The sequence below is a fragment of the Allobosea sp. genome, from assembly GCF_048595345.1.
Taxonomy (GTDB): domain Bacteria; phylum Pseudomonadota; class Alphaproteobacteria; order Rhizobiales; family Beijerinckiaceae; genus Allobosea.
The window spans coordinates 1-9,397 of the sequence record NZ_JBMDWH010000050.1 but is presented as its reverse complement, the minus strand read 5'-3'; the positions used below and the strand labels follow the sequence as shown (position 1 = coordinate 9,397).

Here is a 9,397-nt window from a genome sequence, read left to right as displayed (position 1 = left end):
GCACCTCCTCGAAGCCGATTTCGGGATGGGCGTGGAGATCGCGCCGGATCGCGGTGAGCTCATCCTTGAAGGCGTCGATCTGGGGTAGGACGGGCATGGGAACTCCAGCGGTCGGCAAGGCGATGGCGAGGCCACCGAGGTAATCATGCGCCGCAGAGCCGACCAAGGTCCATTTTCGCGCGGCCGCTGCGCCCTGGCCGGGTAACGCGCCCGGCGGCGCGTGATCAGGCCTCGCGGGAGGAGCCGCGCCCGCCACCGCGCCAAACGAAGACCGCGCCCCACAGGCTCATCGCCGCCAGCACGAACCAGGTCAGCGCATAAACCAGATGGCTGTTGCGGAAGGCGACGACGGTGAGGCCGCCGCGCGGCACCGGGCCGGGCTCGCTCGCCGCATCGGCATCGACGAAATAGGGCGCGACGGGCCCGAGCCCCCTCGCCTGCGCGATCGCGGCGACATCGCGCGAATACCAGCGCTCGCCAGCAGGATCGTTGCGCCGCAGGAAGCCGCCGCCCGGTTCGCTCTGGCGTAGCAGGCCGGAGAGGCGCCTCTCCCGAGCCGCTTGCTCGGGCGCGGAGCGCAGCCCCGCCGCCTGCGCCTGGGGAACGAAGCCGCGATTGACCAGCACCGTGAAGCCGCGCTGATCGCGAAACGGCGCCAACAGCCAGAACCCGGGGCCGTCCTCGGTTACGGCCAGGGAGAGCACCGGCGGCGCCTCGATGAAGCGACCCGCCAGCGTGACCCGCCGATAGGCGCCGGTGGCCTCGCTCAGCCCTGCCCATTCCGGCGGCGCGGGCGCCGGCACCGGCGCGGCCCGAAGTCGGGCATCGACGCGCGCGATCAGATCGAGCTTCCAGGCGCGCCGCTCGATCTGCCAGATGCCGAGGCCGCAGAAGACCAGAACCGCCACGCCCAGCAAGCCGGCGAGCGCGAGGCGCGCGCGCCGGCGGCCGCCGGGCCTCGTCCTGTCCGGCGCGCGGGCCGAGGCCATGTCACATCCGGTGGTCGCCGGGGGCCATCGGCATCATGTTGGTGTTGAGGTGGTGCATGACCCAGAGCGACCCGGCGAGCATGATCACCACGACGACGACGGTGAAGATCAGCGCCATCATCGACCACCCGCCTTCGGACTTGCCGGTCATATGCAGGAAATAGACCATGTGGACGACGATCTGCACCGTCGCGAAGGCCATGATCACGACCGCGGTGAGCGTCGCATTGCCGAGCACGTCCCCCATGACCAGCCAGAACGGGATCGCCGTCAGGATGACCGAGAGGACGAAGCCGGTCACATAGCTGCGCAGGCTGCCATGCGCGGCACCGCCATGCTCGTCATGGCCATGATGGCCGTGGCCGTCGGCGACGAGACCGGGATGGGTCTGCGTCGCGCCCACATCATTGTGCGATCCGCTCATTTCAGCACGCCCATCAGATAGACGAAGGTGAAGACGCCGATCCAGATGACGTCCAGGAAGTGCCAGAACATCGACAGGCACATCAGGCGCCGCCGGTTCTCCGGCACGAGGCCGCGCTGGTTGACCTGCACCATCAGCACCGCGAGCCAGATCAGGCCGAAGGTGACGTGCAGCCCATGCGTGCCGACCAGCGTGAAGAAGGAGGACAGGAAGGCGCTGCGCATCGGCGTCGCACCCTCATGGATCAGATGCGCGAACTCGTAGAGCTCGATCCCCAGGAAGGCGAGCCCGAACAGCGCCGTCACCGCCAGCCAGCCCTGCACCGCCGCCTGCCGGCCCTTTTCCATGGCGAGCATGGCGAAGCCGTAGGTGATGGAAGAGAACAGCAGCATGGCGGTGTTGACCGCCACGAGCTTGAGATCGAACAGATCGGCGCCGGAGGGGCCGGCCGCGTAATTGCGGCCGAGCACGCCATAGGTCGCGAAGAGGACTGCGAAAATCAGGCAGTCGCTCATCAGATACATCCAGAACCCCAGCATGGTGGAGTCGCCCGGATGATGGACCTCCTTGTCCTCCAGCACGTGGAAGACCGGCACGCCGCTCTCGGTGGAGTGGGCCGTCGCGTTGCTCATGCTACAGCCCCCTTCAGGCCTTGACCGTGGCCAGCGCGCGGGTGCGCGCCTCTTCCTCGCGGATCACCTCCTCGGCCGGGATGTGGTAGTCCCGGTCGTAGTTGAAGGTGTGCGCGATCGCGGTGACGATCACCGCCAGGAAGCTCAGCGCCGCGAGCCACCAGACATACCAGACCAGGGCCAGGCCGCAGATCGTCGCGAAGGCCGAGATGATCACGCCCGCGCCGGTGTTCTTCGGCATATGGATCGGCCGGAAGCCTTCGAGCGGGCGCTCATAGCCGCGCTTCTTCATGTCGGCCCAGCTGTCATGGTCGTGGACCATCGGCGTGAAGGCGAAATTATAGGCCGGCGGCGGCGAGGAGGTCGCCCATTCCAGCGTGCGCCCGTTCCACGGATCGCCGGTCACGTCCCGCAGCTTCTCGCGGTTCATGACGCTGACGAAGAGCTGCACCAGGAAGCTGGCGATGCCGAACAGGATCAGCACGGCGCCGAAAGCGGCGATGACGAACCAGATCTGCAGCGAGGGATCCTCGAAATGGTTCACCCGCCGCGTCACGCCCATCAGGCCGAGCACATAGAGCGGCATGAAGGCGACATAGAAGCCGACGACCCAGAACCAGAAGGACATCTTGCCCCAGAAATCGTCGAGCTTGAAGCCGAAGGCCTTGGGGAACCAGTAGTTGATGCCGGCGAAGGCGCCGAACACCACGCCGCCGATGATCACGTTGTGGAAATGCGCGATCAGGAACAGGCTGTTGTGCAGCACGAAATCGGCCGGCGGCACCGCGAGCATAACGCCGGTCATGCCGCCGATGACGAAGGTGATCATGAAGGCGACGAGCCACATCATCGGCAGCTCGAAGCGGATCCGCCCGCGATACATCGTGAACAGCCAGTTGAAGATCTTGGCGCCCGTCGGGATCGAGATGATCATCGTCGTGATGCCGAAGAAGGAGTTCACGCTCGCGCCCGAGCCCATCGTGAAGAAGTGATGCAGCCAGACGAGATAGGACAGGATGGTGATCACGACCGTCGCATAGACCATCGAGGCGTAGCCGAAGAGACGCTTGCCGCAGAAGGTCGAGGCCACCTCCGAATAGATGCCGAAGCAGGGCAGAATGAGGATGTAGACCTCCGGATGGCCCCAGATCCAGATCAGGTTCACGTACATCATCGGGTTGCCGCCGAGATCGTTCGTGAAGAAGTTGGTGCCGACATAGCGGTCGAGAGTCAGCAGCGCGACCGTGCCGGCCAGCACCGGAAAGCTGGCGACGATGAGCACGTTGGTGCAGAGCGCGGTCCAGGTGAAGACCGGCATCTTCATCATGTCCATGCCCGGCGCCCGCATCTTCACGATGGTGGCGATCAGGTTGATGCCGGACAGGGTGGTGCCGACGCCCGCGATCTGGAGCGCCCAGAGATAGTAGTCCATCCCCACCCCGGGCGAGTAGGCCTTGCCCGAGAGCGGCGGATAGGCGAGCCAGCCGGTCTTGGCGAACTCGCCGACGAAGAGCGAGGCCATGACCAGCACGGCGCCGCCGACGGTCATCCAGAACGAGAAATTGTTGAGGAAGGGAAAGGCGACGTCCCGCGCGCCGATCTGCAGCGGCACGACATAGTTCATCAGCCCCGTGACCAGCGGCATCGCCACGAAGAAGATCATGATCACGCCATGGGCCGTGAAGATCTGGTCGTAGTGATGCGGCGGCAGATAGCCCTCGTTCGCGCCGAAGGCGATCGCCTGCTGGCCGCGCATCAGCATCGCGTCGGCGAAGCCGCGCAGCAGCATCACGATGCCCAGCACCATATACATGATGCCGATCTTCTTGTGATCCACGCTGGTGAACCACTCGCGCCAGAGATAGCCCCAGGCGCCGATCTTGGTGATCACCGCCATGAGACCGATGCCGCCGACCGCGACGACGATGAACGTCACCAGCAGGATCGGGTCGTGTAGCGGGATCGCCTCGAAGGTGAAACGCCCGAACACCAGATGCCACCAGTCGGGATAGGAGGTCATGATATCCTCGGGCAGCCTGACGAAGGCCGGCCCGCCTCTCGGTTAGCCGTTTTGGTCAGTTGGCGACGCGGGCGGTCACGCCGCTCGTGCCATAGACATCGGTCGGGGTGCAGATGGCGGTGACGAAGGGGCGCGGTGACAGCGGCTCGGCGCCGCGGCGCACCGTCTTGTCGTATTCGAGCGCCATCACGGTATGGATGCCCTCCTTGCCGCCGCCGCCCTTGGCGTCCATCGCCATCATGTCGCGCATGCACATCTTGGTGCGATCGACGCACATGTTCAGCACGGCCTCGAACAGATCGGGCGCGACATTGCTGAACTGGCGCGGCTTTTCACGCTCGCTCGGGCGCTCGAGCACCAGATACTCCTCGCGGCCGAGCTTCTCCGTCTTTTCGCGGGCGCCCTTCACCCAGTCGTCGAAGCCGCTGCCGTCCAGCCCCTTGAACCGGAAGCGCATCTGCGAAAAGCCCTCGCCGCTGTAATTGGCGGAGAAGCCCTCGAAATCGCCCGCGTGATTGATCACGGCGTTGAGCTTGGTCTGCATGCCGGGCATGGCGTAGATCTGGCCCGCCAGCGCCGGGATGAAGAGCGAATTCATCACCGAGGACGAGGTGATGCGGAATTCGATCGGCTGGTTGACCGGCGCCACCACCTCGTTGAGCGAGGCCACGCCCTGCTCGGGGTAGATGAACAGCCATTTCCAGTCGAGCGCGACCACCTGGATCACCAGCGGCTTGCGGACCTGGCCCTGAGCCGCCTGCTGGGCGGTGGTGATCGGCTCGCTGGCGCTGATGCGGTTCAGCGGGCGGTAGGGGTCGAGCAGATGCGTGCCCATCCAGGTGATGGCGCCGAGAATGATGACGATCAGCAGCGGCACGGCCCAGATCACCACCTCCAGCGGCAGCGAGTGGTGCCAGTCGGGATCGTAATCGGCCTCGGCCGACGCACGGTAACGCCAGGCGAAGAACACCGTCAGCGCCATCACGGGGATGATGATCAGCAGCATCAGGGCGGTCGAGATCAGCATGATGTTGCGTTGCTGCAACGCAACATCGCCCGATGGCGAGAGCAGCACCGCCTGACAGCCGCCCAGGAGGGCCATCAGCGGCAAAAGCGCCAGAATGCGACGGATTCTCAAGAGGTCTTCCCCCGTTTGAGATTGAATCGACGCCCTTCTACATTATTCTTTCGCACTGCACAGCGGACAGAATGTCCCATTGGCAGCGTTTGACGCTCGCGTCATATGCACCGTATCCATAGATGGCGACAGCACGCCGGATCCTATCCGGTTTTGGCCCAGAGCAGGAAGCCCCTCGATGAGCGCGCATGCGGCGAGCCCCCTGGCGACCCACAGGACGGACGAACAGGGGCGCGACCACGTCTCTCCCGGCGAGATCGCGATCGGCGTCATCATCGGGCGCACCTCGGAATATTTCGACTTCTTCGTCTTCGGCCTCGGCTGCGTCCTCGTCTTCCCGCAGCTGGTCTTCCCGATGGAGGACCGCCTCACCGGCACGCTGTATTCCTTCGCCATCTTTGCCCTGGCCTTCATCACCCGCCCGCTCGGCTCCGTTCTCTTCATGGAGGTCGACCGGCGCTACGACCGCGCGACCAAGCTGACGATCGCGCTGTTCCTGCTGGCCGGCTCCACCGCCGCCATCGCCTTTCTCCCCGGCTACGAGACGATCGGTGCCTGGTCCGCCGTCGTGCTCGCCGTCTTCCGGCTGCTGCAGGGCTTCGCGCTCGGCGGCGCCTGGGACGGCATGTCCTCGCTGCTGGCGCTGAACGCCCCGCCTGAGCGCCGTGGCTGGTATGCCATGCTGCCGCAGCTGGGCGCGCCGATCGGCTTCATCCTCGCCGCGGGCCTCTTCGCCTTCTTCGAAGGTGCGCTGTCGCAGCAGGACTTCATCGGCTGGGGCTGGCGCTACCCCTTCTTCGTCGCCCTGACGATCAACGTGGTCGCCCTCTTCGCCCGGCTGCGCATGGTCACAACCCATGAATTCGCCGAGCTGATGGCAACGCGCGAGCTGACCCCGACCCCGGTGTTCGAGCTGCTCGCCAAGCGCGGCAGCACGCTGCTGCTTGGCGCTTTCGTGCCGCTGGCGAGCTTCGCCCTCTTTCATCTGGTGACGATCTTCCCGGTGAGCTGGATCAACCTCTTCACCAACCGCTCGGTGTCGGAGTTCATGATCGTCCAGATGGCGGGCGGCGTGATCTGCGCCGGCGCGATCATGACTTCGGGCCTGATCGCGGACCAGATCGGCCGGCGCAAGCAGCTGATCTTCTCGGCCGCGCTCGTGGGCCTGTTCAGCGTCAGCTCGATCGTGGCGCCGCTGCTGTTCGGCGACAGCCTCGCCGGCCAGACCGTCTTTGTCATCATCGGCTTCGGCCTGCTCGGCCTGTCCTACGGCCAGACCTCGGGCGCGGTCGCATCGAGCTTCGGCGCGCAATACCGCTATACCGGTGCCGCGCTGACGCATGACCTCGCCTGGCTGATCGGCGCCGGCTTCGCCCCGCTCGTGGCGCTGACGATCTCGAGCGATTTCGGCCTGGCCTGGGTCGGGGTTTATCTGCTGTCAGGCGCGATCTGCACCATGGCGGCGCTCTGGCTCGATCGCCGGCTGGAAGCGCGCTACGGCTAGGGCGGCGGACCGCCGGGGCACGCGACGCTCCTTCGCTCAGCGCCCATGCCAGACGGCCGGGCGCTTGCCGAGGAACGCCGCCAGCCCTTCGCGGAAATCGGCGCTGGTGTAGCACAGGGTGACGAGATCGGCGCCGCCCTGCCCCGCGGCCGAGGCGGCCGTCAGCCGGCGCATCGCCTCCTTCGTCGCCCGGAGCGTCAGCGGCGCGTGGCCGGCGATCGTCACGGCAAGCTCCCGCGCCCGCCCCATCAGAGCGGCATGGTCGGGCAGCACCTCGCCATAGAGCCCGATACGCAGCGCCTCCGGCGCCTCGATCAGCCGAGCGGTGAAGACGATGTCCTTGACCAGCGCCGGACCGATCAGCGCGAAGAGCCGCGCGTAGTTCGCCATCGATAGGCAATTGCCCAGCGTGCGCGCGATCGGGAAGCCGAACCGCGCCGTCGCGGCGGCGATCCGCAGATCGCAGACCGAGGCGATCACCGCCCCGCCCCCGGTCACGGCCCCCGCCAGCGCGGCGATGGTGGGAACCGGGCAGGATTCGACCGCCTGGATCACCGCCTCGATGCGCGCCTCATAGGCCAGGGCATCCGCCTCGCTGCGGATGTCATGGAACTGGGCGATATCGGTGCCGGCCGCGAAGGCCTTGTCTCCGGCACCGGTGACGATGATGACCCGCGGGTCGCCATGCGCCCGGGGCTCGCGGCAGATGGCGGCGAGGCCGTCATACATCGCATAGGTCAGCGCGTTCCGCGCCTGCGGTCGATCGAAGGTGATCGTGCCGATTCCCTCCGAAACCTCGTAGCGCAGCCCCGATTCCATGCGCGCATCCTCCTGCCCCGCAGGAAACGGAGCTGAAGCGGCGCGCGGAGGCAAGCCCGACCATCGCCGCGCGAGCGACAGCGCGTCGCAGCATCGACGAATCCGCGGCACGAAAGCGGCGAGCGCCGAGGCCAGCCAATTGAGACCACGGCATGACGCTGTCGCCATTTCGCACTGCAACCGGGACGGCGTGACCGCAAAGCATCGCCGTGCCCTTTCGTTTGCACAGGAGAAGGGCACAGGCGATTGAGTCCGACGGGCGCGAACGTGATTTGCACAATATAAAGCCAGAAAAATGGTAGCGATCGCAACAAACCCCGCGTTTGACGCGGGGTCTTCCGCCAATTCTGACCGATTTCTTAATTCGCCATGCGTGTGCAGCATATCGGAGCTGAAACGAAGCCTCTGTTTCAGCCACGCCGCCTGGATTATATGCAGTGCACAACGAAATTATCGCTGTGGGCGCCGCCCCGGTCCGGAACTCGCAAGGAAGACCACCATGTTCGTCACCATGATTGCCGCCAAGATCCGCGCCTATTTCCGCTATCGCGAGACCGTTCGCGAGCTCTCCCGTCTGACCGACCGCGAGCTCGACGATCTCGGCCTGTCGCGCTCGGAGATCTCCTTCATCGCCCGCAACCACGCCGCGGCCTGAAGATCGACTTTGAACCGCCGCGCAAGGGCGCGTCGCGTTCCGTGTAGTTTCTCCTGAGGCCCGCCCCTCCCCTCCCAGTGGGCCTTGGTCGAAGAGCGAATGCCCGCCTCACGGCGGGCATTTTGCGTTTTAAGGCTGCGATCTCTTGACCTGCGCGCCGGCTGCGGACACATCCCCGCCATGACAGCCCAGACATCGCAACCCGTCCACGTCGTTGGCGGCGGTCTCGCCGGTTCGGAAGCCGCCTGGCAGATCGCCCGCACCGGCGTGCCGGTCGTCCTGCACGAGATGCGCCCCGTGCGTGGCACGGACGCTCACAAGACCGAAGGCCTCGCCGAACTGGTCTGCTCGAATTCCTTCCGCTCGGACGATTCCACGAGCAATGCGGTCGGCCAGTTGCATTGGGAGATGCGCCGGCTCGATTCGCTGATTATGGCCAAGGGCGACGCCCACCAGGTGCCGGCCGGCGGGGCGCTCGCAGTGGACCGCGATGGCTTCTCGCAAGCCGTCACCGCCGCGCTCGAAGCCCATCCCCTGATCACGATTGAGCGGGCCGAGATCGATGGCCTGCCCCCGGCGGATTGGGACAATGTCGTCATCGCCACGGGCCCGTTGACCTCGCCGGCTCTGGCGGAGGGCATCCTGTCGCTGACCGGCGAGGACGCCCTCGCCTTCTTCGACGCGATCGCGCCGATCGTGCATTTCGAGTCGATCGACATGGACACGGCCTGGTTCCAGTCGCGCTATGACAAGGCAGGGCCGGGCGGCACCGGCGCCGACTACATCAACTGCCCGCTCGACCGCGACCAGTACGAGGCCTTCATCGATGCCTTGCTGGCGGCCGAGAAGACCGAGTTCAAGGAATGGGAGGGCACGCCCTATTTCGACGGCTGCCTGCCGATCGAGGTGATGGCCGAGCGCGGCCGCGAGACCCTGCGCTGGGGGCCGATGAAGCCGGTCGGCCTCACCAACAAGCACAACCCGACCGTCAAGGCCTATGCCGTGGTGCAGTTGCGGCAGGACAATGCGCTGGGCACGCTGTTCAACATGACCGGCTTCCAGACCAAGCTGAAATATGCCGAGCAGGCCCGCATCTTTCGGATGATCCCGGGGCTCCAGAACGCGGAGTTCGCGCGGCTCGGCGGCATCCACCGCAACACCTATCTGGATTCGCCCAAGCTGCTCGACGAGCGGCTGCGGCTGAAGGCCGATCCGC

Annotated in this window: 9 protein-coding genes; 3 read left to right on the top strand and 6 right to left on the bottom strand. The window is 66.0% G+C overall.

The genetic code is table 11. The annotated features are described in order from the left end of the window. Positions 1-224: 224 nt before the first annotated feature. Genes ACOJTB_RS05755 through cyoA form a run of 5 tightly spaced genes read right to left on the bottom strand, consistent with a single transcriptional unit; the run spans position 225 to position 5,203 of the window. On the bottom strand, positions 225-989 hold the full coding sequence (locus tag ACOJTB_RS05755; protein WP_420101563.1) for an SURF1 family protein: 765 nt from the start codon (positions 987-989) through the stop codon (positions 225-227). 1 nt (position 990) lies between these two features. Beyond that, positions 991-1,413, bottom strand: a complete 423-nt coding sequence (gene cyoD, locus ACOJTB_RS05750) for a cytochrome o ubiquinol oxidase subunit IV (protein ID WP_420101562.1) — start codon at positions 1,411-1,413, stop codon at positions 991-993. Next, complete coding sequence (gene cyoC / locus ACOJTB_RS05745; protein ID WP_420101561.1) at positions 1,410-2,045, bottom strand: cytochrome o ubiquinol oxidase subunit III; 636 nt, start codon at positions 2,043-2,045, stop codon at positions 1,410-1,412. Before cyoC ends, cyoD begins: the two co-directional genes overlap by 4 nt. Before the next feature lie 13 nt (positions 2,046-2,058). Then, positions 2,059-4,065, bottom strand: a complete 2,007-nt coding sequence (cyoB, locus tag ACOJTB_RS05740) for a cytochrome o ubiquinol oxidase subunit I (protein ID WP_420101560.1) — start codon at positions 4,063-4,065, stop codon at positions 2,059-2,061. Positions 4,066-4,120: 55 nt separating this feature from the next. Continuing rightward, entirely contained in the window at positions 4,121-5,203 is a 1,083-nt protein-coding gene (gene cyoA, locus ACOJTB_RS05735) for a ubiquinol oxidase subunit II (RefSeq protein WP_420101559.1), read from the bottom strand. A 178-nt stretch (positions 5,204-5,381) separates the two neighbouring features. Here cyoA and ACOJTB_RS05730 point away from each other — a divergent pair, with 178 nt between their 5' ends. Further along, positions 5,382-6,707, top strand: coding sequence for an MFS transporter (locus tag ACOJTB_RS05730; RefSeq protein ID WP_420101558.1), 1,326 nt, complete (start codon positions 5,382-5,384; stop codon positions 6,705-6,707). A gap of 36 nt (positions 6,708-6,743) precedes the next feature. Here ACOJTB_RS05730 and ACOJTB_RS05725 read toward each other — a convergent pair whose 3' ends face one another. After that, positions 6,744-7,526, bottom strand: a complete 783-nt coding sequence (locus tag ACOJTB_RS05725) for an enoyl-CoA hydratase/isomerase family protein (protein WP_420101557.1) — start codon at positions 7,524-7,526, stop codon at positions 6,744-6,746. A 499-nt stretch (positions 7,527-8,025) separates the two neighbouring features. Here ACOJTB_RS05725 and ACOJTB_RS05720 point away from each other — a divergent pair, with 499 nt between their 5' ends. Together ACOJTB_RS05720 and trmFO are read left to right on the top strand one after the other, a co-directional pair. Continuing rightward, on the top strand, positions 8,026-8,181 hold the full coding sequence (locus ACOJTB_RS05720; protein ID WP_420101556.1) for a DUF1127 domain-containing protein: 156 nt from the start codon (positions 8,026-8,028) through the stop codon (positions 8,179-8,181). A 180-nt stretch (positions 8,182-8,361) separates the two neighbouring features. Continuing rightward, positions 8,362-9,397: methylenetetrahydrofolate--tRNA-(uracil(54)-C(5))-methyltransferase (FADH(2)-oxidizing) TrmFO (trmFO, locus tag ACOJTB_RS05715; RefSeq protein WP_420101555.1), on the top strand; the 1,036-nt coding region annotated here is incomplete at its 3' end.

Excerpts from the sequence above, each read along its gene's own strand:
- ACOJTB_RS05755 (WP_420101563.1), bottom strand. The coding sequence starts at position 989 with ATGGCCTCGGCCCGCGCGCCGGACAGGACGAGGCCCGGCGGCCGCCGG.
- cyoD (WP_420101562.1), bottom strand. The coding sequence starts at position 1,413 with ATGAGCGGATCGCACAATGATGTGGGCGCGACGCAGACCCATCCCGGT.
- cyoC (WP_420101561.1), bottom strand. The coding sequence starts at position 2,045 with ATGAGCAACGCGACGGCCCACTCCACCGAGAGCGGCGTGCCGGTCTTC.
- cyoB (WP_420101560.1), bottom strand. The coding sequence starts at position 4,065 with ATGACCTCCTATCCCGACTGGTGGCATCTGGTGTTCGGGCGTTTCACC.
- ACOJTB_RS05730 (WP_420101558.1), top strand. The coding sequence starts at position 5,382 with ATGAGCGCGCATGCGGCGAGCCCCCTGGCGACCCACAGGACGGACGAA.
- ACOJTB_RS05725 (WP_420101557.1), bottom strand. The coding sequence starts at position 7,526 with ATGGAATCGGGGCTGCGCTACGAGGTTTCGGAGGGAATCGGCACGATC.
- ACOJTB_RS05720 (WP_420101556.1), top strand. The coding sequence starts at position 8,026 with ATGTTCGTCACCATGATTGCCGCCAAGATCCGCGCCTATTTCCGCTAT.